Raw genomic sequence first — 25,831 nt, forward strand, 5'->3', positions numbered from 1 at the left:
CGCGCTACAGCTGCCGCACCCGGATGTTGCGGAACTCCATCAGGTCGTTGTCACCGTGGTTCTGCAGACCGATGAACCCGCTGACGAACTGCCGGAAATCGGTCGACGGGTCGCCGGCCCGCGACGAGTTGATCCCCGGCGCGTTCTCGAACTCGTTGATCACGACACCGTTGCGGATGATCGTGTACTTCTGCCCGACGACCTTGACCTCGTACTCGTTCCAGGTCCCCTTCGGCTTCACGCCCGCCTGGTCCAGCGGCCGCGGGTCGAAGTTGTAGATCGACCCGGTCTTCTGCGGTTCGCCGGCGGCCCCGTCGTACAGCTGGACCTCGTGGCCGCAGTAGATCGCGACCCAGGCCTGCGACGTCTTCGCGGAACCGACGGTGCCGCAGCTGCCCGGCGGACGCTGCTCCACCGGCGTGCGCGGATCCGGGAACCGGACGAACACACCGCTGTTGGCACTGCCTGTCGGCGCGATGTCCTTGAACTGCAGCTTCACCGAGAAGTTGCCGAACTGCCGTGCGGAGTACCACAGCATGCCCAGCCCGCCCGACGGTCGCAGTGACCCGTCCGGCTGGATGGCGAACTGCCCGGACGGCGCCTGCGACCAGTTGCGGAACGATTCGGGCGTGCCGTCGTAGATCGCGTCGTAGCCGGTGACGCCCTTGTTGCCGATGGGCGACGCGGCGGCCGCGGCGTTGATCTTGTCCGACTCGGCCGCGTTCAGCACGCCGAGATCGCCGAGCCGGTCCACGGCCTGGGTGACGTGGTTGACGAAACCGGCGTGGGAGGTCCACGTGCTCTCGTCGTCGATCATGTCGTCGACCGTGCAGCCGCCACCGGCGTTCCGGTTGGTCACCCCGGTGTCGGTGTCGCCGATGGTCACCGTGGCACCGGAATCCGCCACGAGACACCCGATGCTCACCGAGTTCCGCGCGGTCACCGTCTCACCGTTCGCATAGGTCACGGTCAGCTTGGCGGTGTACAGCCCGGTGCGCGGGTAGGTGTGCCGCGGGTCGGGCTGGGTCGAGATCGTGCCGTCGCCGAACTCCCACCGGTAGGAGACGCCGCCGGACTTCGACCCGGTGAAGGCCGCGGTGAGCGGCTTGTTCTGCACCATGGTCGACGCCGCCGCCGCGGACGGGGTCGCCTCGCCGCCGGTGTAGCTGATCTTCAGCAGCTTCTGGTTGTTGGTCAGGGTGAAGAAGCCGCCGCCGTAGTCGAGCACGTACAGCGCGCCGTCCGGCCCGAACTTGGCGTCCATCCACTGGTTCAGCTTGGTGTCGCCGCCACCGGTCGGGATGATCTGCCGCACGGTTTCGGCGAACAGCGGCGGATCCTGCTTCGGGACGCCGTTCGGGTCGACGGTGACCGCGATCCGGTTCTGCCCGTTGCTCTGGTCACCGATGAACCACTTGTCGTTCCAGTACGACGGCCACGCCACCCCGCTGTTGGTGTTGACCAGTTCGCGGTGGTACGTCGGCCCGGTCATGACCGCCTGGCCGCCGCCCTTGAGGTAGGGCTGCGTGTAGGTGGCCTCGGCCGCGTTGTACGTCGGGACGGAGCTGTTGGGCCGGTTGGGGAACACCGGTCCGCCGCCGTCCGGCGAGTACCAGATCATGTTCTTCTTGACCGGCGGCAGGTTCACCAGGCCGGTGTTGCGCGGCGAGGTGTTGACCGGGTTGTCGCAGTCGTACCAGCCGGTGAGCACCGCGGCGTCGGTGCTGCTGCGGTCACGGTACGGCTGCTTGTTGCCCATGCAGTACGGCCAGCCGTGGTTGCCGGCCTCGGTGATGATCGTGGCGGTCTCGTACTTGGCCGGGCCGAGTTCCGGGCTCGGCGAGCTCGCGTCCGGGCCGACCCACGCGGCGGTCAGCCAGTTGGTCTTCTTGTCGACTTGCAGACGCGAGATGTTCCGCACGCCCATCACGTAGATCTCGGGCCTGGTCTTGTTCCCGGGGTCGTTCGCCTCGGGGAACAGGTTGCCCGCCGGGTTGGTGTAGGTACCGTCGGCCTCGGGGTGGATCCGCAGGATCTTGCCGTTGAGGTCGTTGGTGTTACCGGAGGTGCGACGCGCGTCCTGGAACGAGACGCCCTTGTAGTCCTGGGTCCAGTTGTTGCCGGAGTACCCGTTGGAGCCCTGCGACGAGTTGCTGTCACCGGAACCGATGTACAGGTTTCCGTCCTTGTCGAAGTCCATCCCCCCGCCCGCGTGGCAGCAGCTGTGGACCTGGACGTCCCACGACAGCAGGTCCTTGCGGGTCGCCTGGTCCAGCGTCTGGTTCTTCAGGTCGTAGGTGAACCGCGAGACCGTGCGCTTGCCGATCCGCTTGTCGATGTCGACCGACGCGTGCGGCATCCAGTAGGCGTACATGAAGCCGTTCTCGCTGAACTTCGGGTCCAGCACGAGACCGAGGAGGCCTTCCTCGTTCTTGACCAGTTCGTCGCCGCTGCCGCGGTTGCCCATCACCTTCAGGGTGGTGAGCAGCTTCGGCTTCTTGGTGACCGGGTCCCACTGGTGGATCGTGCCGCAGCCGGCGCCGATCTCGGGGTTGGTCCAGTCGTTCGGCGCGGGCACCGAGTTACCGGCGCAGGCCGCGCGGCCGATGTAGAAGACGCGGCCGTTCGGCGCGATGGTGAGCCCGTGCGGCTCGCCCATCTGGTCGAGCTGGCCGGTCTGGTTGATCCCGGTCAGGCGTTCGACCTTGTAGTTGGCCGCGATCCCCGCCTTGCAGTCACCGCGCACCATGCCGGTGGTCCACTTCAGCGCGCCGAGGATGTGGCTGCGGAACTGGGCTTCGCCGTAGCTCGCCTCGGTCCGGCCCATCCCGGTGTAGAAGGAGCGGCCGCCGTCGTAGTCGCGGCACCACGAGACCGGGTGGAAGGCGCCGTTCGCGCCGACGCCCGGCTTGTAGGTCGATTCCTCGACCTGCGCGACCGTGTGCACGGTGCCGACCGGGTTGACCTCCCAGTTGAGCCACCGGTCGGTGCGGACCCACTTCTGCGGCAGTCCGGCGGTGGCCGGGTTCGCCTTGTCGAGGACGTCGACCGTCGCCTCGGCCGGCGGAGCCTCCGGCGGCGGCGGGGTGGTCGAGTTGTCCTTGTACAGCTTCCAATCGGCCAGCTGGATGAGCGGGTCACCGGCGTTGGCGGTGATGTTCAGCCGGTAGTTCGCGTACGCCGTGGTGTTGGCGAAGGTGAACTTGCGGCTCACGAACCGGTCGGCGAACGTCTCGTTGGTACGAGTGTCCAGATCGGTCCACGTCGTCCCGTCGTTGGATCCCTGCAGGGTCCAGCTCTTGGGGTCACGGCCGGCGAAATCGTTCGCCGACACGAGGTCGTAGCTGCTCACGGCGACCGGGGCGGCCATCTTGTAGGCGACCCAGCCGGTCGGCTGGAACGTCAGCCACTTGGTGTTCTCGTTGTTGTCGGCCAGCTTTTCCTTGGTCTCGTTGGGCGGGTTCTCCGCGCTCGCGGTGACCGAGGCGACCGCCTCCGGCGTGGGACGCGCCCCCACCGGACGGGCCCCGATCAGCCCGGAGAACCACTGCGAACCGTCCTGGGCCCGCGCGGCGTCCGACAGGCCGAGGAATCCGCCGCCCGCCTTCATGTAGGCCTGCAGCGAGGTTTCCTGGTCGCGGTTCAGTGTGATGCCTTGTGCGGACAGGAAAACGACGCCGCGGTACTTCGCGAGGTTGGCCTGCGTGAACACCGCGGGGTCCGAAGAGGACGAAACGGAGATGCCGTTCGCCTGGCCGAGGCTCGAGATCGCGTCCGTGGCGCGCAGGACGGGATCCTTCTGGTCCGCGGCGGTGCCGTGGAAGACCAGGACGTTGATCGGGACGTTCGTCGCGGCTTCGGCGGTCACCGGTGCGATGGCCAGCGGAAGCCCGGAGGTGACGACGGCGCCGACCGCCAGTGCGGCCAGCGAACGTCTGCGGAGCCGACGTTGCGAAAATACTCGTCTCAAGTTCTCGCTCCTTTCGAAGTCTAGTGGTGGTGGGTCGAAGCGCCGGTGGCGTCCGGAGTGGACGTCGGGTGCTGGTGTCCCTTGAAGCGGTCGATCGCCGCCTGGGCGCCCGCGGGCATCCCGCCGTCGGCGTTGCGGACCAGGAACACCCCGGACATGCCGTCGTCCGAGTGCTGCTGGACGTGGCAGTGGTACATCCACGCGCCCGGCCCGACGCCGTCACCCGCGATCACCTGGAACCCGAAGGAGTTGCCCGGGTCGAGGGTCTTGTTGTCGAGGATCGGAGCGTTGTCGGTCGCGCTGGTGAGCATGCCGGTGCGGGTGTCCGCCCAGCGGTGCGCGTGCAGGTGGAAGGTGTGCATCAGGTTGCCGTGCCCGATGCAGATGAACTCGACGCGTTCGCCGAGGTTCGCCTCGAAGATCGGCGTGTTCGGGGCGACCTGGTGGTTGATCCACATTTCGGTGAACACCACGGTGAACTGCTTGCTGGGCAGCAGATCCCCGCGTTTGCGCACGATCAGGCCGCCGTAGAGCCCCTTCATCAGGCCCACGGTGCCGTGGTCGCCGCCGAACGCGTGGTCGTGGTAGTGCCAGTACCCCGCGCTGCCGGGCATCCAGAAACCGTTGGCCGCCTGGTAGGCCGTCCGGGTCTTCCAGGTGTAGGTCTTGGTCTCGTACGGCTTGTTGAAGGAATCGTTGAACGGCGAACCGTCCGACTTGGTGTCGTAGTTGACACCGTGCGGGTGAATGGAGAGCCGCTGGTCGGTGTTGTTGACCAGCTCGATCACCAGCGTGTCGCCCTCGTAGCACTCCAGGAGCGGCCCGGGGATCGTCGGCTTACCGGGCTCGAGCCCGTAACCGACCCGGGTCGAACCGGGAACGTAGTCGGCGTAGACGGTGATGTTGCGGGTCATCCCGGCCGCGGCGGCCGGTGCCGAACCGGCGCTCGCGCTCACCACGACCGGGGCGATGACCCCTGCCGCGGTACCCGCGAGCATCGATCTGCGGGACAGCCCGCGTTTGTTCTTGTCCATTGTGGATTCCCCAGCTAGAAGCGGACGTTACGGAGATAGGTGAATCCGGTCTGGGCGGTGCTCAGGGGATCCGTGGGGTTGTCGTGCTCGACGATGTACTCGGCGAGGTGGGGACGGGTGTGGGAGAAGATGCGGGGGAAGTCGATGACGCCCTTGCCGGGATCGACCATCTTCCCGTCCGCGGTCCGGTCCTTGACGTGGTACTGCACCACGCGCGGGCAGTGCTGCCGGTACAGCGAAACCGGGTCCATCCCGCCTTCCACCGCCCAGAACAGGTCGATCTCCAAGTGCACGTAACGCGGGTTCGTGTTCCTGGTGAGCACGTCGTACGGGCGCACGCCGTCGATGGGCGCGAACTCGTGCGCGTGGTTGTGGTAGCCGAGCGGAATACCGGCCTGGCGGAACTTCCGTGCCGCCGTGTCCATCCGGACGGCGAACTGCTTCCAGCCGTCGATGGTGTCGAAGTTCGCCCACGGCACGTTGGCGCGGGTGTTCCCGAGGACCTTCGCGTCCGCGATGGTCTTGTCGAGGTCACCGTCGATGCCGGTGTGCGTGGACGTCGCCTTGATGTGGTTCTTGTCCAGCAGACCGCGGAACTCTTCGGCCGAGCGGCCGTAGGTGCCCGCCAGTTCGACCTTCCGGTAGCCGATGTCCGCCAGCGCGGACAGGGTTCCCGGCAGGTCGGCCTGCAACGCGGTGCGCAGGGAGTAGAGCTGGATGCTGATCTTCTCCACCGGGACACGGCCTCGACCGTGGTGGCCGTGTCCCTGGGTCTCAGTGGTCGCGTTCGCAAAACCCGGCAGGGCTACCGCCGCACCCACCGCGACCGCCGCCGTCGCCGCGCCGCGGAGGAGCGCCCGTCGAGAGTGGAACTGCTCAGCTTCTTCACCGCACATGAAACCGCCCTCACTTCTGGTTGCTGAAAGCCGCGTCGAAGGCCGCCGACGGCTTGTCGAACAGGAGCCCCCGAAGAAAGGTCACGGCTTCCGCCGCGCCCCGGAGCCGGTCCATGCCGGCGTCCTCCCACTCCACCGAGATCGGACCGGCGTAACCGATCGAATTCAGTGCGCGGAAGCAGTCCTCCCAAGGCACGTCGCCGTGCCCGGTCGAAACGAAGTCCCAGCCGCGTCGGGGATCTCCCCAGGGGAGATGCGAGCCGAGCCGTCCGTTCCGTCCGTCGAACCGCTTCCTGGTGTCCTTGCAGTCCACGTGGTAGATCCGGTCGGCGAAGTCGAGGATGAAGCCGACCGGGTCGAGGTCCTGCCAGATGAAATGCGAAGGATCCCAATTGAGCCCGAATGCCGGACGGTCGCCGACAGCTTCGAGCGCACGTTTCGTGGTCCAGTAGTCGTACGCGATCTCCGACGGGTGGACCTCGTGGGCGAACCGCACGCCCACCTCGTCGAAGACGTCGAGGATCGGGTTCCACCGGTTCGCGAAGTCGGTGTAGCCGTCGTCGATGACCGCCTGCGACACCGGCGGGAACATCGCGACGTACTTCCACGTCTTCGAACCGGTGAAGCCGATCACCGTGTCCACACCGAGTTTCGCCGCCGCGCGGGCGGTGTCGGCCATTTCCTTCGCCGCCCGCTGCCGGACGCCTTCCGGTTCACCGTCGCCCCACACCCTGGACGGGATGATGGCCTGGTGGCGTTCGTCGATCGGGTCGTCACAGACGGCCTGGCCGACGAGGTGGTTGGAGATGGCCCACACCTTGAGGCCGTGCTCGGCGAGCAGCTTCAGGCGGCCGGGTACATAGTCCTCTTCGGACAGTGCGCGGTCGACCTCGAAATGGTCGCCGGAACAAGCGATCTCGAGGCCGTCGTAGCCCCATTCGCTCGCGAGCCTGCACACCTCGGTGAACGGGAGATCCGCCCACTGACCGGTGAACAAGGTGATCGGACGACTCATCAGTTCTCCTCGAAGGTGATCGCGTCTACGTCGAACAAGCCGCCGGAACCGCCCTTGAACACGAGGAACAACGGGCCGGTGCCGCCGGGGTCGGTGATGGCGGAGGCCGGGATGTCGGCATAGGTGTCCCAGCCGCCGGTGTTGGCGACGGTGACCGTCTGGACCAGCGGCCCGTCCACCGCGCCCGAGCGGACCTCGATCGTGCCGCCCGCGCCGCCGGAGGAGACCCGGTAGCCGATGCCGCGGACACCCACGAGGTTCACCGGGTCGAATTTGATCCAGTCACCGGCTTCGATGTGGCCGACGCGTTTGCCGCCACTGGCGCCGTCGTGCCCGACGACCTCGATCCCGCTGGACTGGGTGTAGAACTCGGCCTGCTTCAGCTTGGGCTGCAGGAGGGACTCCGCCTCGCCGGTGAGCGCCGGAACGCCGTTGGCGCCGTTGTCGGTGTAGCTGGCGTTGATGACGCCGAAGACGTTGGCGTCCGCGCCGTGGCCCTCGTCGGCGGGTGTGGCGATGGTGCCTTCACAGCCGGTCGCGCGGCTGAGCGGATGCCCGTGTCCCTCGTGGCCGAGGATGTACTCGACAGTGACCTTCGAGCAGTCGATCGGGTTGTCTTCGGCGTCGGTGACCTCGACCTTGAACGGGACCGTGTCCCCGAAGCTGAACACGCTGCCGTTGACCGGCGTCTTCAGCGTGACCACCGGCGCGGTGTTGCCGACGGTGACCACCACACTCGCGGCCCCGGTCAGCCCGGTGGAGTCGGTGACTGAAAGCTTCGCCGTGTACTGGCCGTTCGCGGCGTAGGTGTGGGAAACCGGAGCCGCCTCGGTGGAGTCGGTGGTGCCGTTGCCGTCGAAGTCCCAGGCGTAGGTCAGTGCCTGGCCGTCGGGGTCGTTCGTCCCGGCCGGGTCGAACTTCACGGTCAGCGGTGCCTGTCCGGACGTCTTGTCCGCCGCCACCTTGACCTCCGGCGTCCGGCGGCCCTTGGTGTAGTCGATGCGGTAGACGGCGGATTCCTTGGAGCCACCGAAGTAACCGGTGCCGTAGTCGAGGACGTACATCGCGCCGTCCGGGCCGAACTCGACGTTCATCGGGCGGACGAGGTCCATCGAGTCGAAGAACGGCTTGATGGCGCCGCGTTCACCGTTCGGGCCGACGGTGATCTCCTTGATCCAGCTGCGTTCCCATTCGTAGGCGAAGGTCTTGCCGTTGAAGTACTCCGGGAACTTGGTCTGCGACGGGTTCTTCGCGTCGTACTGGTAGACCGGTCCGCCCATCGGCGACTCGGGACCGGTGCCGAACTCGGGAACGGAACCGCCGTCGTAGGGGATCCACGCCTTTTCGACCGGCGGCAGATCGGTCAGCCCGGTGTTGCGCGGGCTGGTGTTCTTCGGTTTGGCGCAGTCGAACGCGGCGCCGGACTGTTTGGTGGCGAAGTCGTAGTCGATGAACGGCTGGTTGTCGCCGACGCAATACGGCCAGCCGAAGTTGCCCGGCTTCTTGATCAGGTTGAACTCGACCGTGCCGCCGGGACCGCGCTGGGGGTCGGCCGCACCCGCGTCGGGGCCGTAGTCGGCGAGGTGGATCCAGCCGGTCTTGCGGTCGACGGCGAACCGGAACGGGTTGCGGAAGCCCATCGCGTAGATCTCGGGCTTGGTCTTGGCCGTGCCGCGCGGGAACAGGTTGCCCTTGGGGACGGTGTACTTGCCATTCGCCCCGACCTTGATCCGCAGCACCTTGCCGCGCAGGTCGTTGGTGTTGCCGGAGGTGCGCTGCGCGTCGTAGACCGGGTTGCGGTCGGCACGTTCGTCGATCGGGGTGTAGCCGTCGGAAGAGAACGGGTTGGAATCGTCCCCTGTGGACAGATAGAGGTTGCCCTGTGCGTCGAAGTCGATCTCGCCGCCGGCGTGGCAGCAGATGCCGCGTTCGGCCGGGACCTGGAGGATCTTCTGCTCGCTGGCGAGGTCGAGGTTGTTGTCGGTGGTGAGTTTGAACCGCGAGAGCTGGTTGTAGCCCTTGAAGGGTTCGAAGTCCGCCGGGGTGCCGTTCTGCGGGGCGTCACCGGCAGGGGTGTTGAGCTTGGGCGCGTAGTACAGGTACACCCAACGGTTCTTCGCGAAGTCCGGGTCGATGGCGACACCCTGGAGGCCGTCCTCGTCGTGGTTGTAGACGGGGATCGTCGCGGCCAGCTTCGTGGTGGCGCCGGAACTGGTGTACCAGACGCGGCCGTCGCGCGAGGTGTGCAGGACGTCGCGGTTGGGCAGCACGGAAAGCGCGATCGGCTCGCCGGTCTTCTCTTCGCCCTTGGCGAGGGTGATCTGGTCGAAGTCCGCGTCGACCGGCTGTTCCTCGGTCTGCTCGGCGCAGCCTGCCGCGCTCAGCTTGGTGGCGTACTTGATGCCTCCCGCCAGATGCTTGCGGAAAGCCGGTTCGGCGTAGGACTCCTTGGTGTGCCCGCCACCGGTGTACCAGGAGCGGCCGCCGGAGTTCTCGTGGCACCAGGCGATCGGATGATCGCCCATGGCGCCGTCGCCGGGCTGGTAGCTCTTCTCGTCCAGGCTCGCGAGCACGTGGACATTGCTGCGCGGGTTCTCGCGGTAGTTGTACCACTCGTCGGTGCGCGGCCACGTCTCCGGCAGGGCATGAGTGGACACGTGGTCGTGGTCTTCGACCTTGACGTCCGCCTTTTGGATCTGCGGGTGGGACTTGAAGTACGCGCCGACCAGCTCGCCATACCAAGGCCAGTCGTACTCGGTGTCGGAGGCGGCGTGCACGCCCACGTACCCGCCGCCTCCCTTCACATACCGCTCGAACGCGGCCTGCTGCTCCGCGTTCAGCACGTCACCGGTGGTGGAAAGCCAGACCACCGCGTTGAAGCGCTTGAGGTTCGCGTCGGTGAAGGCCGCCGCGTCCTCGGTGGCCTCGACCCCGAAGTGGTTCTGCGCACCCAGTTCCTTGATCGCCTTGATCCCGTCGGGGATCGAATCGTGCCGGAAGCCCGCGGTCTTGGAGAACACGAGCACCGTCGCCGCTTCATGCGCCGATGCGGTTTGCAGCGGTAGCGCGACGCCTGTCAGAGCCGTGACCATCGACGTGACGAGCACGCCTAGTCGTCGTTTCAAGGACATAGCAGTAGCGATCCTTTCGATGAGCGGCGGCGATCAAGGAAGGGGATGCGGGTGGAGCGTCCTTTCCGGGGGGAGGGGTGGGAGGGGAGGGCGGCGGTGGGTGGTGGGGCGCGTTGGTCGTGAGTGGTAAGTGTCGTTAGAACGTCACTTGCCACTCACGACCAGCTGGACCGGGCGGCTCGCTGGGCCTGAGCCGATTCGAGGTGTCGCGAAAGCCACTTTCGGGACGTCAGGCGTCGCGAAAGTGGCTTTCGCGACACGCACCGACCACACCACCCCGCCACCTCCTCTACTTCAGGCCTTGCAGGGAAAGGAGCAGCGGATGTACGTCCGTCGCCCCCACACGTCCGGACGGCTGGAAGGCCGGATCGGAGCACAGCAGCACCGGACCGTCCTCGGCGGAGTCCGGCAGCCGTCCGTGCGAGCCGCGCACCCAGCGCGGATCGGTCGGGACGACGTCCATCGCGTACCGGAGCCCGGCGAACTTCTTCGCCAGGTTGAGCCCGGCCCGCGCCTTGGCGAACTTGTCCTCCGGGTCGAAGAACAGCTCGGCGGGGTCGTAGCCCGGTTTGCGGTGGATCTCGACGCCGCGCGCGAAGTCGGGCTTCCGCTCGTCGTCGAGCCAGTAGTAGTAGGTGAACCACGAGTCCGGCTCGGCGACCGCGACGAGGTCGCCGGCGCGCTCGTGGTCCAGCCCATAACGAGCCTGCGCCTCGCGGTCGAGCACCTCGTCGACGCCGGTCAGTTCGCCGACGATCGAGCGAACCCGCTCCACGTCGGCGGAGTCGCGGACGTAGACGTGCGCGACCTGGTGGTCGGCGACGGCGAACGCGCGCGACGCCCACGGGTCGAGGTACTCCATGCCCGCCTGGGTGTAGACCTCCAGCAGGCCCTCACGCCGCAGCGCGCGGTTGATGTCGACCGGCCTGCTGACGTTCGTGATCCCGTACTCGCTGAGCGCGACCACGGTCCCCCCGGCGTTGCGGGCGTCGTCGAGCAGCGGCGCGAGCGCGTCGTCCAGTTCCCGTGCCGCCAACGCGGCCTGCGGCGCGTCGGGTCCGAAGCGCTGCAGGTCGTAGTCCAGATGCGGGACGTAGGTCAGCAGCAGGTCGGGGCGCTTCTCCCGCAGGATCTGCCGGGACGCGCCGATCACCCACTTGCTCGACTTGATCGACGCGGTCGGGCCCCAGTACTGGAACAGCGGGAACTCCCCCAGCGCGCCGGTCAGCTGGTCGTGCAGCTCGGGCGGCCGCACGTAGGCGTCCGGCGATTTGCGGCCGTCGGCGTGGTAGATCGGCCGCGGGGTCACCGTGACGTCGGTGCTCATCCCCATCGCGTACCACCAGCAGACGTTCGCCGACGTGTAACCGGGATGCGCCGCCCGCGCGGTCTCCCACAGCTTTTCGCCGTCGACGAGCCGGTTGTGCTGACGCCACAGGAAGATCTCGCCCAGCTCGCGGAAGTACCAGCCGTTGCCGACGATCCCGTGCTGCGCGGGCATGAGCCCGGTGAGGAACGTCGACTGCGCGCTGCAGGTGACCGCGGGCAGCACCGTGCCCAGTTCCGCCTGCCAGCCGTCGCGGGCGACGGCGGACAGGTTCGGCATGTCCCGCAACGCCTTCGGGGTCAGCCCGACGACGTCGATGACGACCAGCGGCTTCATGCGGAAACCCCTTCCTTGACGAGGTTCGCCTGTGCCCATTCGAGTTCCGCGGCGATTCCGCCGACGAGGTCGCCCGCGTCCGGGAGCACGCTCCAGGTGTAGGTCTCGACCTCGATATGCGGATCGCCCGTCAGCCCGGCGGCGACGGTGCGCAGGACGTCCGTGGTGGTGGACAGCGGCGCGGCCGGGGCCTGGTGCAGCGGCATGTGGAAGTGCACGCGCCACGGCCGGTCACCAGGCAGGTCGGTCCACGCGTCGGGCAGGTCGTCGGCCTTGCGCACGACACCGTCGGCGCCGAGCTCCCGGACCTGGTGCAGGTAACGCGGTTCCGCGAACGCGGCCAACGCCTCACGAGCTTCGGCGGGATCTTCGACGTGCAACGCGGCGGAGGCCTGCACCTTGACGATGTCCACATCGGACTTCGCGATCGCGGCCAGTGTCTCCGCCGGGTCGGCGAACGAGACCGCGAGGTGACAGGTGTCCAGGCACAGCCCGACGTACTCCGGGTCGACGCGGCCGGAAAGCCAGCCGAGCGCGTCTGCCACGGTGTCGAGCACACAACCGGGCTCAGGCTCGACGGCCAGCTTGATCGGCCGGTCACCGATCGCCAGGACGACCTCGGCGAAGGCCTCGGCCGCACGGCGGTCGTCGTGCTCGGACCACGGCTCGCGCCACGCGAGCGGCAAGGTGGAAATGCTGCCGTATGTGGCGTCCTCGGCGAGCAGATCGGAGAGCACGTTCACACAGTCGATCGTGTACGCGACCCGGTCGGGATTCGTCCACTCAGGACGGTAGACCGCGTGCTTGACGACGTCGTCGTGAAAACCGCCGTACGGGAACGCGTTCAGCGTGTACACCGAAAGCCCGCGGGCGTCGAGTTCGGCACGGAAACGCTTACGTGCACCGGTGTCTTCGGCGAGCCCGCGCGCGACCGGCGCGGAAAGCCACAGTCCGACGCCGAGCCGATCGGCGCCCAGCCGCTCACGCACCGGGAGCGCGTACCGCTCCAGCTGCGCGACGATGCCGTCGACGTCTTCGGCGGGATGGACGTTCGTACAGTAGGAGATCATTTGCGGGCACCTCGCAGGACCGAGTTGCCCTCGAACGTCGCCGCCTCGCCGGTGAAACCGGGCAACGGGTCGAGGGTGAGCCTGCCGCTCAGGCCGTAGAAGTCGACCGGGTTCTGCCACAGCACCTTGTCGACGTCGGCCTCGGTGAACCCGCCGTCGAGCATCGCCTGGCCGGTCTTGGCGGTCTTCAGCGGATCGGAGCGGCCCCAGTCGGCGGCCGAGTTGACGATCATGTTGTCCAGCCCGTACTGGCGCAGGATCTCGACCATCCGGTGCTCGTCCATCTTGGTGTCCGGGTAGATGGAGAAGCCCATCCAGGCACCGGAATCCTTGACCAGCTTGACGGTGACCTCGTTGAGGTGGTCGACGACCACACGCTCCGGCGCGACACCGGCCTCACGGACGACGTCGAGGGTGCGCTTGGTGCCTTCCAGCTTGTCCCGGTGCGGGGTGTGCACCAGGACGGGGAGGTCGTGCTCCAGCGCCATCGCGAGCTGCAGCGAGAAGACCTCGTCCTCTTCCTTGGTCATCGAGTCGTAGCCGACCTCGCCGACCGCGACCACGCCGTCCTTGGCCAGGTACCTCGGGAGCACGTCGAGCACCTCGCGGCAGCGGGGGTCGTTGGCCTCCTTGGGGTTCAGCGCGATCGTGCAGTGGTGCCGGATGCCGAACTGGGCGGCGCGGAACCGTTCCCAGCCGATGAGCGCGTCGAAGTAGTCGGTGTACGAGCCGACGCTGGTGCGCGGCTGCCCCAGCCAGAACGCCGGCTCGACCAGCGCGCGGACACCGGCCGCGTACATGGCTTCGTAGTCGTCGGTGGTCCGGGAGGACATGTGGATGTGGGGATCGAAGATGCGCACTGGCTAGTTCTCCTTGAGGAGTTCGAGGGCGTCGGCGGGTACGTCACGTCCGGCCGCCCTGCGTTCGTCGGCGAAGTCGGCGAGCATGCGCCTCAGCTCGGCGTCCGCGCGGGATTCGAGATCCGCGACGGCGGCCAGCGGCACACCGACGAAGACGCATTTGAGGACGCCGTGGCGCCAGGTGTGGTCGTCCAGGAACCGGGCGAAGGCACCCATGGCGGCGGCGACCAACCTGATGTCGTTGGCGCGCAAGGCGTCCTCGACCAGTTTGATCCCGGCATCGGTGACTTCGGCGCCCGGCGACTCCAGTGAGTTGAGCGCCCGCAGGACCCCGCGCCGCTCGGCGTCGTCGCCGTAGCGGTAGAGATCGCGCAGTTCCGCGGCCAGCGCGGCGTCGCCGAGGACGTCCGCCAAGACAGTCACGAGCCGGACCCGTGCCCGGTCGTCGACGGTGCCGTGGACCAGGCCCTGCGGATCGCTGTCCGGCCGCAGCGCGGCACGGCCGACCTCGCGGCCGACGGCAGGGAAGATCGAGCCGATCACCGACGGCTTCTCCCGGATCCGGCGTTCCGCCTTGGCCGACCACGTCTGCGGCATCGCCTCGGTGAGCGCCTCGAAAGCCCGCCGCGCGGTGTCCGGCGCCGCGTGGCTGTGCCGGGGCAGTTCGACCGCGGCCAGCCCGGTGTAGCCGATCTCCGCCAGCGCGGCGAGCGTCCCTGGCAGATCCAGGTGCCCGTCGCCGAACTCCAGATGCTCGTGGACTCTCGGCAGCATGTCGTCCAGCTGCACGTTCCACAGCAGCGGACCGGCGAGGCGGACGCACTCGGCCGCGTTCACCGGCTCGACGGCGACGCAGTGCCCGACGTCGAGCGTGACGCCGAACAGCTCCGGCTCGCCGAGTTCCTTGCGCAGGTCGAGGACCTGGCTCAGATGCTGTACGAGGTGGCCGGGTTCGGGTTCCATCGCCAGCCGCACGTTCAGCCGCGCGGCGTGCTCCAGTACCGCCGCGACCCCCTCGCGCAACCGGGACCAAGCGACATCCTTGTCCCCTGTGCTGTCCAAAATCGACACACCGGACCAGAACGAAACGCAGTCGGCACCGAGGTCCCCGGCGATCCGCATGGCCCGTTCCAGGAAGTCGATCCGGAGCGCGGGGTCGTCCGACAGCAGGGTCGGCGAGTGCTTGCGCCACGGGTCGAGCAGGTACCGCGCGCCGGTTTCGACGACGACGCGGTTCAGGCCGAGCGCCGAAAGCCGCGAGGCCACGTGGTCGACCTGTCGCGCCAGATCGTCGGCGAACGGGTCGAGGTGGTCGTGGTCCAGCGTCAGCGCCACCCCGGTGTACCCGAGGTCGGCGATGATCGCGAGGGCGTCGTCGAGGCGGTGGTTGGAGAAGCCGTTGGTGCCGTATCCCAGCGAGAACGTCATGTGGGGCTCACCTTCCGCGACAGCTTGCGGGCGATCGGCAGCGCGGCCGCGACCAGCACGGCCCCCAGTACCGAGCCCTTGGCCGTGATCGCCGCCTGGAGCGGGACCATGCCGTGGATGCCGGACTTCGTCGCCGAGCGCACGGACTTCGCCGACGGGTCACGGACGGCGTCCGCCTGTGCCCTCCCGACCAGGCCCGCGTAACCCGAACCCGCCGCCATCGAGGCCGCGCGATGCCAGCCGCCCCGTGCCGGTCCGGTCAATGCCAACGTTGTCGCCGCGCAGCTGGTGGCCAGTGCGGCACGAGCCGTCCCCGGTTTCGCGCCGTGCACTTCCCCGGTGGACAACGCCGTGACACCGAGCGTGTGGACGCCGACCGCCGCCGCGGCGGTGAGAGCCTTCTTCGGAGAGTCGCCGGCGCCCAGCAGGACGTCGAGGGTGCGGCAGGCCGCCATCGCCACCGGTCCGGCCGGGGTCGGTTTGAGCACGGTGTCGTAGGCCCACACCGCGCCCGCGAGCGGGACCGCGACCCGCATCGCCTGCCGGCCGCCGCCGAGCGCTGCCAGGCCAAGTCCGGCAGCGGTCAGCGCGGCCCCGGTGGTGAGCGCCGCGCCGGCACTCACCCGCCCGGACGGGATCGGCCGCTCGGGACGCTCCACGGCGTCGAGCTTCCGGTCCGCCCAGTCGTTGAGGGCCATCCCGGCCCAGTAGAAGGCGACCGAGGACAGCGGCAGCAGCAGCCGTCGCCCGGTCATCTTGAGCCCCGCCGCGGCGGATCCGGCGACCGTGTCGCCGAGCACCGTCAGCGCGGCGGGCGCCCGCACGAGTTCCACGTAAGCCTTCACAGGGTTCCCGCCCAGCTGATCAGGCGGGCGGTCTGCTCGGCGAACCGGTGTTCGTCGCTGCCCAGCGGATCCTTGAAGAAGAAGCCGAGTTCGGTCAGCGCGCCGGTCTGGCCCGCGGCGTGCGCGGTGGTGACCAGGCGAGCGAGGTCGAGGATCAGCGGCGCCGCGAGCGCGGAGTCGTAGCCGGTCCAGGTGAACTGCAGGCTCATGCGCGCGCCGAGGAAACCCTCGAACGACACGTGGTCCCACGCGGTCTTGATCTCGCCGAGGTCGGGCACGTTGTCGATGTGCAGCGGCGCGGTGACGTCCTCGCCGAGCAGCGCCGCGAGCCCGCGGGCCTTCGATTCCAGCTTGCTGTTCGCGGTCACCGGGTCGGCCAGGGTCTCTCCGTCGCCGCCGCCGAGCAGGTTGGTGCCCGCCCAGGAGCGGACCTTCAACGCCCGCGCGCTGAACATCGGCGCGAGGACCGTGCGCAGCAGCGTCTCACCGGTCTTGCCGTCGCAACCCGCGTACGGCAGGCCTTCCCGCTCGGCGAGCTGCCGCAGCGCGGGCAGGGTGATCCCGGCCGACGGCGTGAACTCGACGTACGGGCTTCCCGCCTTCAGTGCCGCGTAGGCCGAGAGGGAACTCGACGGGAGCACGGCCCGCGTCGGGTCCGCCAAGGCCGCTTCGAGCGCGTCGAGGTCGTCGTGTTCGGGCAGGTGGGGACAGGGGGCCTCGGTGGAGGACACGTTGACCACGACGACCCGCGCGAGGTCGTGCCGGTCGGCGAAAGCTCGGATGTCCGCCGTCAGCCGGGCGGCCGCGTCGGCCTGGGCACCGGTGTGTGCCGCCGGGTGGTAGCCGTCGCGGATCTCGGCGTCCACCTCGGCCAGCCCGGACCGGACCGCGGAGAACACCGCGTGCCCGAACACACCGGCGTGCGCCAGCTGCTCGGCCCGCTTCTCCAGCGGTGTATGCGCGATGTCGTGCCCGCCGAGGACCAGATCGTCCCAGCCCGGCAACGGAACCCCGGCGAACGCGGGCAGATCGGTGACGCAGCCGCCACCGCCCGTCACCCCCGCGCGGAGGGCGAGGAGCCCTACCGCGGCCGTGGTGGCCACAGACCCCCTCGCCCCGATCAACCAGATGCCCGTACGCTCGTGAGCAGGCATTTCTCCACCTTTCCCAAAACCCGAAAACGCCAACTGTGTTCACCATCGGATGGTCGGACGTTTCCGGATCGAACCAAGTCGCAGTGATAGCCGTCATGCGACTTTCGGCTGAATCTCTCCCTCAGTTACTTCCCTTCGTGGTGACGCCGGGCACAGCCGTCCAGCGCGCCTCTTCGGAGGCGCTGCGCTCGACCGCCGCCAAGACCTGCTGAACCCTCAACCCGTCCTCGAAGGACGGTTCGGGATCCGTGCCGTCGCCGATCGCGGTGAGCAGGTCGGCGACCTCGTTGGTGAAGGTGTGCTCGTAGCCGAGGAGATGCCCCGGCGGCCACCAGACCCCGACGTACGGGTGCTCGGGTTCGGTGACCAGGATCCGGCGGAACCCCGCTTCGGTGGCAGGCTGGCCGCCGTCGAAGAAGGACAGTTCGTTCATCGACTCGAAGTCGAACGCGAGGCTCGCCTTCGACCCGTTGATCTCCAGCCGCATCGCGTTCTTGCGGCCCAGCGCGAACCGGGTCGCCTCGAAACTCGCCACCGCGCCGCCGGTGAACCGGCCGAGGAACAACGCGGTGTCGTCGACGGTGACCTGGCCCGTGCCGCCGTCGCCGTCCGGCCGCTCCTTGACGAAGGTGTTGGTCAGCGCCGACACCCCGGTGATCGTCTCGCCGGTGACGAACTGGGCGGCGTCGACGATGTGCGCGCCGAGATCGCCCAGCGCACCCGAGCCCGCCTTGTCCTTGTGCAGCCGCCAGGTCATCGGCGCCTGAGCGTCGGACAGCCAGTCCTGCAGATACACCGACCGCACGTGGCGGAGCTCGCCGAGCGCCCCGCTCGCGACCAGTTTCCTGGCGTGCGCGAGCGCGGGCACCCGGCGGTAGTTGAAGGCCACCATCGACCGGACGCCGTTCGCCCGCGCCTTCGCCGCCGCCTCGGCCATCGCTTCGGCCTCGGCGAGGGTGTTGGCCAACGGCTTCTCGCACAGCACGTGCTTGCCCGCCTCGAGCGCGGCGATCGCGATCTCGGCGTGACTGTCGCCCGGCGTGCAGATGTCGACGAGGTCGACGTCGTCACGGGCGATCAGCGCGCGCCAGTCCGTCTCGACGTCTTCCCAGCCGAACCGTTCCGCCGCGGCCTTCGTCCGCACCTCGTCACGGCCGCCGAGCACGGCGAGTCTCGGGATCAGCGGTGGCGCGAAGAACCGGTGCACACTGCGCCACGCGTGCGAATGCACCGCACCCATGAACGCGTGGCCCACCATGCCGATCCCGATCGTTTCCTTTGCCGTGCTCATGCCCCTCCTATGTCTCCGCTTGCGTCTGTCGGGTACGCGGGTTTACGAGTCGAAGCCGACGTCCATGTACTTGTCGACGTTCTCCTTGGTGACCACCGCGGAGTACGTGGTGATCTCGGCGGGGATCTCGTGCTCGGCGAAGTCGCCTGCCCCCTTGCCCTGGCCGAGAAGCCGCGCGAGCGAGATCGCCGAAGACGCCATCGACGGGCTGTAGAGCACCGTCGCCTTCAGCGGCTCGGCGTCGGACTTGATCAGGTTCATCGCGTTCTTCGAACCCGCGCCGCCGACCATCAGGAAGTCCTTGCGGTTGGCGTTGTTGATCGCCGCGATGACGCCGACGCCCTGGTCGTCGTCGTGGTTCCAGAGGGCGTCCAGCTTCGGCGCGGACTGCAGCAGGTTCGAGGTCTGCTGCTCGCCGGACTCCGGGGTGAACTGCGCCGATACCCGCGGTCCGACCTGGAAACCCTGACGCGCCAAGGCGTCCTTGAAACCCTTGCTGCGTTCCTGGGTCAGCGGCAGGGAGTCGATGCCCGCGACCTCGCCGATGACGGGGCTCGCGACGTTCTTCGCCTTCATCTGCTGGGCGATGTAGTTCCCGGCGTTGACGCCCATGCGGTAGTTGTCGCCACCGATCCAGGTGCGGTACGCGAGCGGGGTGTCGAAGACGCGGTCCAGGTTGATCACCTGGATACCGGCGTCCATCGCCTGCTGGCCGACCGCGGTCAGCGCCTTGCCGTCGAACGGCAGGATCACCAGCACGTTGACCTTGGCGTTGATCAGCGTCTCCACCTGGGAGATCTGCTGGTTGACGTCGTTGGTGCCCTCGGTCGCGTTGAGCGTGACCTCACTGAACTTCTGCGCCTGCGCGCGGGCGTTCTTGGTGATGGCCGCCATCCAGCCGTGGTCCGCGGCGGGAGCCGAGAACCCGATGGTGACCGGGGTCCCGGGCTGCGAGTTCGCCCCGGCGTTGGCCACGTTGGCCGCGTTGTTCTGCGCCGGTGCCTCGTTCGAGGTGCACGCGGTCAGCAGCGCACCCGCTCCGACGGCCGCGCCTCCCAGCAGGAAACGGCGGCGGTGCAGGGATTGTTCGGTCATGACGACTCTCCATCCACGGTGATCAAGTGTTCGTCTTTGTCTTCTTGACGGAGCGGAACTGCAGCAGCGCGGCCAGGACGATGATCACGCCCTTGGCGATGTTCTGGATGTCGGTGTCCAGGTTGTTGAGCGTGAAGATGTTGGACAGCACGGTGAAGATCAGCACGCCGATCAAGGTGCCGATGAGCGAGCCGCGGCCGCCGGTGAGCAGCGTGCCGCCGATGACGACCGCCGCGATGGCGTCGAGTTCGTAGAGCATGCCGTTGGTCGAGGCGCCCGCGGTGGTGCGGGCGACGACCATCAGCGCGGCGATGCCGCAGCACAGGCCGGCGACGCCGTAGACGAGGGCGGTGTGCCGTTTGACGTTGATGCCCGCCAGCCGCGACGCCTCGGCGTTGCCGCCGACGGCGAAGGTGCGACGGCCGAACGTGGTGCGGTTCAGCAGCACCCAGCCGACCACGAACACCAGCGCGAACATCCAGATCAGCACCGGGATGCCGAGCAGGTCACCGCGGAAGAAGTCCAGGAAACCCGCTTCCGCCACCACCTGCGTGCGGCGGCCGCTGATGCGTTCCGCGAGCCCGCGGGCCGAGACGTACATCGCCAATGTCGCGATGAACGGCACGATCTTCCCGTAGGAGACCAGGATCCCGTTGATCAGCCCGCAGCCGAGGCCGACCAGGAGTCCACAAAGGATCATCACGAACGGGCCATAGGACTGGGTGGCCAGCGTGGTCAGCCAGACACTGGAGAGCGCGACGATCGACCCGACCGAGAGGTCGATGCCGCCGGCGATGATCACGAACGTCATCCCGACGCTGACCACCCCGATGGCCGCGGCGAGCCGCAGGATCGTGGAGATGTTGCCGTCGGTGAAGAACTGGTCGGGCCTCGTGACCTGGCCGACGATGCACAGGATGACCAGTACCCCGGCCAGCCCGAGCAGCCGGGTGTCTAGCGAGAAGTTTCGCTTTTCTTTGGGTGGTACAGGTTCCACGGCGGGTCCCGTACGCACCGATTCGGCTTGGTCGGTCACGCCGCACTCCCCTCGAGAATCACGTCGAGCACATCCGCCTCTGTCAGCTCCGCAGACGGCTTTTCAGCCAGGACACGTCCTTCACGCAGCACCAGCACCCGGTCGGACAGTCCGAGTACTTCGGGGATCTCGCTGCTGACGAGCACGATCGCGACGCCGGTCGCGGCCAGTTCCTCGATCAGCCGGTACAGCTCCGCCCGCGCGCCGACGTCGACCCCGCGGGTCGGTTCGTCCAGCAGCAGGACCCGGCAGCCACGGACCAGCCAGCGAGCGAGGACCGCCTTCTGCTGGTTGCCGCCGGACAGCGTGCGGATGATGCGGTGCGGGTCGGCAGGCCGGAGATCGAGGCGCCGCAGGCTTTCCCCGGCGTCGTCGAGTTCCCTGCCCCGCTCGGTGAAACCGAACGTCGCGTACTTGCTCAGGCTCGCCAGGGTCACGTTGTGCACCACGGGCAGGTCCAGCAGCAGCCCCTGGCTCTTGCGTTCCTCCGGCGCCAGGCCGATCCCGGCCTTGACCGCCGCGGACACGCTGCCCGGCCGGACCGGTTCGCCGTCGACCGACACCGAACCCGTGTCCTGTTTGCGCGCCCCGAAGATCGTCTCCAGCAGTTCGCTGCGGCCCGAGCCGACGAGGCCCGCGATCCCGACGACCTCACCGGCGTGCACGGTGAAGTTCACGTTCTCGAACTCGCCGATGGTGGTCAGATTCTCCACCTTGAGGACCTCTTTGTCCGGGTCCACGTGCTCCTGATGGCGCGGACCGAACACGGTTTCGACCTTGCGGCCCGCCATCAGCGCGACGAGGTCGGCGGTCGGGGTCTCCTTGGCGTCGAGGCCGGTGGCGACGGTCTTGCCGTCCTTGAGCACGGTGACGCGGTGCCCGATCCGGCGCAGTTCTTCGAGCCGGTGGGAGATGTAGATGATCGCGACCCCCTCGGCGGTGAGTTCGCCGACGATGCGGAACAGGTTGTCGACCTCTTCCCCCGCCAGCGCCGCGGTGGGCTCGTCCATCACCAGCAGCTTCGCGTCGTACGCGAGCGCCCGCGCCATCGACACCAGCTGCTGACCGGCGGCGGACAGCTTGCCGACCTCGGTCGACGGCGTGATCTCGGGATGCCCGAGCCGGGCCATCAGCTTCGCGGCCTTGTTCCGGGACTCGCTGATCCGCGTGAACCCGAACGACGCGCGCTCGCGGCCGAGGAAGATGTTGTCCGCCACGGAAAGCCCGGGCACCAGGTCGAGTTCCTGGTACATGGTCGCGATGCCGATCTTCAGCGCGGCGACCGGCGAGGCCAGCGTGACCGGCTCGCCCTGCCAGGAGATCTCGCCGCCGTCGGGACGGTGTGCCCCGGCGAGCGTTTTGATCAGCGTGGACTTGCCCGCGCCGTTCTGGCCGAGCAGACAGTGCACCTCGCCGGCTTCGACGTCGAAATCGACGCCGTCGAGTGCACGCACCCCCGGGAAGGTCTTCACGATCCCCCGGACGGATAGCAAGGTCATGCCGGAGCCTCCTCGGTCTCGAAGGGAACTAGCGTCGGGTCGGCGAAAAGCCGTTCGGTGGCAAGGTGCGCGGCGCCGCGCAGCGGGGCGGTGGTGCCCAGCGGCGACGGCTCGACACGGCAAGCGGGCTCGTGCCCGAGCGGCCGCGCGGACAGTTCGCGGCGCACCGGCTCGACCAGCCATTCGCCCAGTGCGGCGAAGTAGCCGCCGAGCACCACGACGTCCGGGTCGAGCACATCGACCACAGTGGACACCGCGATGCCGAGCGCGACCCCGAGTTCCGAGACCGCCGCGACGGCGCGCTGGTCACCCCGCTGCACGCGGTGCTTGAGCAGCCCGACCCGGCCGTCGACGCCGAGCGCGGGATCGTGCAGCGGGTCGCCGGGCGAGGCGGCGACGCGCAGGACGGCGTTGAGCCCGGCCTTGGTCTCCAGACAGCCGACCCGGCCGCACTGGCACTGTTCGCCGGACGGGTCGACGGTGATATGCCCGACCTCGCCCGCGAAACCCCTGGCACCGCGCAGAAGCGCGCCGCCGGACACGAGCCCGCCGCCGACACCCGTCCCGCCGCTGAGGTAGAAGAGCTCCCGCACGCCTTGCCCGACTCCGGCGACGGCCTCGCCGATCGCGCCGAGGTTGGCCTCGTTGTCGACCGCGATGGCGTCGGCCCGCAGACCGAGCCGGGCGGCGAGGAGGTCGGCGATCTCGGCGTCGCGCCAGCGCAGGGTCGGCGCGAACCGCAGCACGGCGGCGGCCGAATCGACCAGTCCCGGCACCGAGACGGTGACCCCGACCGGCTGGTCGTCGAGCAGCACCTGCCTGGCGAGGAAAGCGAGCTCGTCCATGCTCCGGTGCAGCCCGAGCGCGGCGACGTCGGCGGTCTCCGTGCGTTCGGCGACGACGCGACCGTCGAGATTCGTGACGACGGCGGCGAACCGGTCGGCCTCGACGCTCAGCGCGAGCCCGCAGGCGCTGGCACCGTTCAGCTCGACCAGCTGGCTGGGCCTGCCGTTGCCGCCGCCCTGGAGTCCGGCGGACCGGACGAGACCGCGATCGGACAGCTCGGTGATCAACCCGGAGACGGCCGCCTTGGTGAGCCCGCAGCGCGCCGCGAGCTGGGTACGCGACAGCGGCCCCACACGCAACGCCCGCAGGAGCGCGGCGAGGTTCGCCGTGCGTGGGCTGACCGGGTCGAGCTGCCCGGATTCAGTCGCGGCCACACTGCCCTCACTTACGAATCGGCCGTAACAAACTTTGTTACTTAGCCAGCGAAAGTAGGGTGGCTTCTGTCACTCGTCAAGGTGACAACAGGACAGAAATGGGTGCCGTCACCCGAATAGCCGTCCAGAACCGCACAGACTTTCGTACTTGATGAGCAAAAGTCTGTACGATCTTGACGTTACTAATCGGAATCAGGTGAGTGCCCAACGTACCGCCGAGCGGTCACTCAGCGCTCCCTGGACCCACCCTCGCGCGCGCCAGGAAAGGCTCTTTCCTTGCAAAATTTGCAAGGAAAGAGCCTTTCATTGCACAACGTAGAGAGCGCCTCAGCTACTGAGCGTGAAGGCCCGGTCCGTAGCGGACCAAGCGGCCCCGATGACGCCCGCGGTGTCGCCCAGCTCGGACAGCACGATCGGCAGATTCCCGGTCGCGAGCGGCAGCGACCGCCGGTAGACCGAGCTGCGGATCTCGGCGAGCAGCTGATGCCCGAGCTGCGCCACGCCGCCGCCGATCACGACCATGCCCGGGTTCACGAAACTCACCAGCGAGGCGACCACCTGTCCGAGCCGCCGTCCGCCGTCGCGGATCAGGTTGACCGCGCCGAAGTCGCCGGACGCCGCCGCACGGCCGACGTCCGCGGCGGTGATCGCGCCGCGGTCGGCGACGACGTCGGCGAGGTACGCCGACCGGCCGCTGCGCGCGAGCGTCAGCCCGTCCCGGGCCAGCGCGGCGCCGCCGAAGTACGCCTCGAGGCAGCCTGTCTCACCGCAGGCGCAGGTCGGCCCGTAGTCGTCGAGCCGGATGTGCCCGATGTCGCCCGCGGTGCCGGCGACGCCGCGGTACACCTTGCCGCCCAGCACGATGCCGCAGCCGATACCGGTACCGATCTTGACGAACACCAGGTCGTCGGTGGAGCGGGCGACGCCGGCGTGCCGTTCCCCGAGGGCCATCGAGTTCACGTCGTTGTCGACGGTGACGGGGCAGCCCAGCAGCCCGCCGAGATGGTCGCGTACGGAAAACCGGTCCCAGCCGGGCATTATCGGCGGCGCGACCGCCATGCCCTCGGCGAAACTCACCGGCCCCGGGAGGCCGATCCCGGCGGCGATCAGTTTGCCCGGCGCCTCTTCGCGGATCTTCTCCGCCAGTGCGGCGATGCGTTTGAGCACGACGTGCGGCCCCTGCCGGACGTCGCAGTCTTCGACGGTGTGCACCAGCACCTCGCACGAAGCGTCGGTGAGGGCGACCCCGACCGACGTCGCGCCGACGTCGACGGAGAGCACGCGCAGGTCTCCCGCCAGCCGCACCAGCGTGGACCGCCTGCCGCCCCGGCTCGCCGACGGTCCCGCGGTTTCGACGAGGCCGACCTCGGCGAGCCGCGCGACCTCGGCACCCACCCGGGCACGCGGCAGTTCCAGCCGTTCCCCCAGTTCGACCCGGGACATCGGCCCCTCATCCCGCAGCAGGGTCAGCAACTGGGTCTGGTGCCGGGTTTCGACCATCGGATGCTCCGTGGTGGATGCCGTGCTCATTCAGCCGAGCCTACGGTGTTGTCCACTTCGTGTCCCGAATGCCTGTGGACACCCGGCTTCGCCTGAACATCGCGCGGTAGTCCCGCGGCCGGTGGCCGGTCAGCCGGGCGAAGACCGCGCTGAACGTCCCGGGATCGCGGTAGCCGACATCGGCGGCGATTCCGGCGACCGTTCGCTCCGTGGTCTCCAGCAGATGCTTCGCCCGCCGCACCCGCGCCTCCTGAAGGTAGCCGAGCGGAGTTTTGCCGGTCTCGCCACGAAATCGCCGCAGGAGGGTTCGCGCGCTGACGTGGAACGTCGTGGCGAGCAGTCCGAGGTCGTACCGCTCGCGCATGTTCTGGTCCAGCCGGCGTTTGACGCCTTGGGAGAACTCCCTGCCGGTGGCGGGCAACAGATCCGCGTCGACATACGGCGCCTGGCTCGACCGCGCGTCGTCGACGAGGGCGATCCGCGCGGTCGCGCGAGCGACCCGGCCGCCGTGGTGTTCACGGATGAGCCCGATGGCGAAGTCGTACATCGCGCTGAACGCGCCCGTCGTGGTCACCCCGCTGTCGGTGACCACGAGTTCGTCCGGGTGGACCTCGGTGCCGGGGCAGCGATCGGCCAGCCGTCCGGCGAAAAGCCACGAAGTCGTCGACCGCCGCCCGTCGAGCAGGCCGGCGTCGGCCAGCAGGAACGCGCCGACGCAGATCGAAACCACCGCGACTCCCGCCTCCGAAGCGGATTTGATGGCTTCGATTTCCGGGCGCAGCGACCTGAGTCTCGTATCGAGGTCGAGCCCCGGCGACAGCTCGAACCCGGGGACGACCAGGACATCGACCGGCCGTACCGGCGAAACCGTGATCACCGCACCGCCGGAGGCGACCACGCGCCGCCTCGGCGACAGGATCGAGACCTCGTACGAAGGATCCTCGGTCGCGGCGACATGCGAGGCCATCGTGAGGAGATCGGGAACCCCGAAAACCTCCGAAGCGAAACATCCCGGATAGGCGAGCACTCCGACGCGCTGCGCGGTCACCATGATGGCGAGATTACCCGATGATGTGGCGATCTCGCCCCTGTCCGAACCGGCGGGCGCACCGCACGATGGCGCC

Annotated in this window: 18 protein-coding genes; all 18 read right to left on the reverse strand. The window is 68.5% G+C overall.

Annotated elements, in window-relative coordinates; all coding sequences use genetic code 11:
- Positions 1-4: 4 nt before the first annotated feature.
- A complete protein-coding gene (locus ACLJO0_RS33110) occupies positions 5-3,970 on the reverse strand; it encodes a ThuA domain-containing protein (RefSeq protein WP_410582895.1) in 3,966 nt (1,321 codons plus the stop codon).
- Between the two features lie 20 nt (positions 3,971-3,990).
- Positions 3,991-5,004, reverse strand: coding sequence for a multicopper oxidase domain-containing protein (locus tag ACLJO0_RS33115; protein ID WP_410582896.1), 1,014 nt, complete (start codon positions 5,002-5,004; stop codon positions 3,991-3,993).
- A gap of 14 nt (positions 5,005-5,018) precedes the next feature.
- Positions 5,019-5,900: a sugar phosphate isomerase/epimerase family protein gene (locus ACLJO0_RS33120; RefSeq protein WP_410582897.1), complete on the reverse strand. Its 882-nt coding sequence runs from the start codon at positions 5,898-5,900 to the stop codon at positions 5,019-5,021.
- Positions 5,901-5,910: 10 nt separating this feature from the next.
- Entirely contained in the window at positions 5,911-6,915 is a 1,005-nt protein-coding gene (locus ACLJO0_RS33125; RefSeq protein ID WP_125796266.1) for a sugar phosphate isomerase/epimerase family protein, read from the reverse strand.
- Positions 6,915-10,007: a ThuA domain-containing protein gene (locus ACLJO0_RS33130; protein ID WP_410583128.1), complete on the reverse strand. Its 3,093-nt coding sequence runs from the start codon at positions 10,005-10,007 to the stop codon at positions 6,915-6,917. Before ACLJO0_RS33130 ends, ACLJO0_RS33125 begins: the two co-directional genes overlap by 1 nt.
- 328 nt (positions 10,008-10,335) lie before the next feature.
- A complete protein-coding gene (locus ACLJO0_RS33135) occupies positions 10,336-11,709 on the reverse strand; it encodes an alkaline phosphatase family protein (protein ID WP_410582899.1) in 1,374 nt (457 codons plus the stop codon).
- Positions 11,706-12,779, reverse strand: coding sequence for a metabolite traffic protein EboE (eboE, locus tag ACLJO0_RS33140; RefSeq protein ID WP_410582901.1), 1,074 nt, complete (start codon positions 12,777-12,779; stop codon positions 11,706-11,708). Before eboE ends, ACLJO0_RS33135 begins: the two co-directional genes overlap by 4 nt.
- A complete protein-coding gene (locus ACLJO0_RS33145; protein ID WP_410582902.1) occupies positions 12,776-13,639 on the reverse strand; it encodes a TatD family hydrolase in 864 nt (287 codons plus the stop codon). Before ACLJO0_RS33145 ends, eboE begins: the two co-directional genes overlap by 4 nt.
- 3 nt (positions 13,640-13,642) lie before the next feature.
- Positions 13,643-15,067 carry an EboA domain-containing protein gene (locus tag ACLJO0_RS33150; protein WP_410582903.1) on the reverse strand — a complete coding sequence of 475 codons (1,425 nt, stop codon included), beginning with the start codon at positions 15,065-15,067 and terminating at the stop codon, positions 13,643-13,645.
- Positions 15,064-15,912 carry an SCO3242 family prenyltransferase gene (locus tag ACLJO0_RS33155; protein WP_410582905.1) on the reverse strand — a complete coding sequence of 283 codons (849 nt, stop codon included), beginning with the start codon at positions 15,910-15,912 and terminating at the stop codon, positions 15,064-15,066. Before ACLJO0_RS33155 ends, ACLJO0_RS33150 begins: the two co-directional genes overlap by 4 nt.
- On the reverse strand, positions 15,909-17,066 hold the full coding sequence (locus ACLJO0_RS33160; RefSeq protein ID WP_410582907.1) for an inositol-3-phosphate synthase: 1,158 nt from the start codon (positions 17,064-17,066) through the stop codon (positions 15,909-15,911). The genes ACLJO0_RS33155 and ACLJO0_RS33160 overlap by 4 nt, the downstream gene beginning before the upstream one ends.
- Before the next feature lie 121 nt (positions 17,067-17,187).
- The gene (locus ACLJO0_RS33165) at positions 17,188-18,357 is read right to left on the reverse strand and encodes a Gfo/Idh/MocA family protein (protein WP_410582909.1); all 1,170 of its coding nucleotides are present in this window, start codon (positions 18,355-18,357) and stop codon (positions 17,188-17,190) included.
- Positions 18,358-18,399: 42 nt separating this feature from the next.
- The gene (locus ACLJO0_RS33170; RefSeq protein WP_410582911.1) at positions 18,400-19,452 is read right to left on the reverse strand and encodes a substrate-binding domain-containing protein; all 1,053 of its coding nucleotides are present in this window, start codon (positions 19,450-19,452) and stop codon (positions 18,400-18,402) included.
- A 22-nt stretch (positions 19,453-19,474) separates the two neighbouring features.
- Positions 19,475-20,449, reverse strand: coding sequence for an ABC transporter permease (locus ACLJO0_RS33175; RefSeq protein WP_410583129.1), 975 nt, complete (start codon positions 20,447-20,449; stop codon positions 19,475-19,477).
- Between the two features lie 35 nt (positions 20,450-20,484).
- Entirely contained in the window at positions 20,485-21,987 is a 1,503-nt protein-coding gene (locus tag ACLJO0_RS33180) for a sugar ABC transporter ATP-binding protein (RefSeq protein ID WP_410582913.1), read from the reverse strand.
- Positions 21,984-23,207: an ROK family protein gene (locus ACLJO0_RS33185; RefSeq protein ID WP_410582914.1), complete on the reverse strand. Its 1,224-nt coding sequence runs from the start codon at positions 23,205-23,207 to the stop codon at positions 21,984-21,986. The genes ACLJO0_RS33180 and ACLJO0_RS33185 overlap by 4 nt, the downstream gene beginning before the upstream one ends.
- A 327-nt stretch (positions 23,208-23,534) precedes the next feature.
- The gene (locus ACLJO0_RS33190; RefSeq protein WP_410582916.1) at positions 23,535-24,737 is read right to left on the reverse strand and encodes an ROK family protein; all 1,203 of its coding nucleotides are present in this window, start codon (positions 24,735-24,737) and stop codon (positions 23,535-23,537) included.
- A 10-nt stretch (positions 24,738-24,747) separates the two neighbouring features.
- Positions 24,748-25,758: a GlxA family transcriptional regulator gene (locus tag ACLJO0_RS33195; RefSeq protein ID WP_410582918.1), complete on the reverse strand. Its 1,011-nt coding sequence runs from the start codon at positions 25,756-25,758 to the stop codon at positions 24,748-24,750.
- Positions 25,759-25,831 lie beyond the last annotated feature (73 nt).

Origin of the sequence: Amycolatopsis sp. lyj-108 (assembly GCF_046549005.1) — a bacterium.
GTDB lineage: Bacteria > Actinomycetota > Actinomycetes > Mycobacteriales > Pseudonocardiaceae > Amycolatopsis.